The 1,048-nt window shown below is 56.6% G+C and carries 1 pseudogene; it reads left to right on the top strand.

The annotated features are described in order from the left end of the window. Window positions 1–931: 931 nt before the first annotated feature. Window positions 932–1,048: pseudogene (locus L978_RS18805) on the top strand (CPBP family intramembrane glutamate endopeptidase); the annotation flags it as partial.

The following is a 1,048-nucleotide window of genomic DNA, read 5'->3' as shown; positions in this document are numbered from 1 at the left end:
TCAGCGCAGCGGACGCCTCCTACCGTTCCTGGTCGCACACTTCGTGATCGACGCCGCCGCATTCGTAGGGTACCCCTGGGCGGCGGCGACGTGGCCCGCACTGTTCGGACTTCCCGGCTGATTTACGTCGCTCCAGTTGGCATACGTAGAAATCCACAGGGGCATCTCGCAATGTACGAGATACCCCTGCGGACACTCGACCGGGCAACCCGCTTCGCTCCGATCGTCAGCGTGCTAACTAAGAGTGGTATTCAATCGTAATGTTCCTATTACCGCCGCTAAAGGGTGCCCAAGGATCAGGCATGTCTAGCCAGAGCTGACCAAGAATAGTTGTTCCAGAGTAAGCGTTTACAGTCTTCATGGGAGAATATGACAGTAGGCCAGTCTTGCACAGCGTTCGAGGGCCGTTGTAATAGTTTATGTTCGTAGTCGAACCAACATTTATTGAAAGACATTCACCGCCGGGGAATGTCTTTGGCCGAAGGTTGATTACACGAAGCACCGCTTTCGTGCTAGACAACCGCTGCCACGTAGTGGTGACTGTGATCCACCACGTTCGCCCTTTCGAGTCCACGATCGACATATCCTTTGTAGAACTTTGAATCGCAGCCACGTTCGAAAGGTTCACGGTTCCGACCGACGCTGCAGATGCGGGTAGAACCGAACCCGCTACCATCCCGGCCGCGAGCACAGCGGCCGTGAATGCGGAAATCGCTCTTCTCTTGAGCTTCATTGCTCCTCCGATGTCCATGAAATGCGGCTTCAGGAATCCCCCCCAACGCACGACATTTCAATATTTTCGTTTGAGCATAACGTACCATCCGAGTCGCGTCACAGACAAGCGATGATTGCTAAGAGGCGAAAGGTAATTCTCTTGCCGGACGAGGCGCGGCGCGCCCTCGTCGATTCGCGGATACGAAAAGAGCGCCCGTTGGTCCTGGCTATCGGCATCCCCGGCCTCGGTCTCTACCTCGCCGGTCGGGCTCTGGGACTCACCGTGGCCATCGACCCCGCGGGGATCGACGCGTATTGGTGGACCGTTCCCGTC

This window comes from Microbacterium sp. ZOR0019, assembly GCF_000800925.1.
GTDB lineage: Bacteria > Actinomycetota > Actinomycetes > Actinomycetales > Microbacteriaceae > Microbacterium > Microbacterium aurugineum.
The sequence above is the reverse complement of the archived record's forward strand: the minus strand, read 5'-3'. Positions and strand labels throughout refer to the sequence as shown.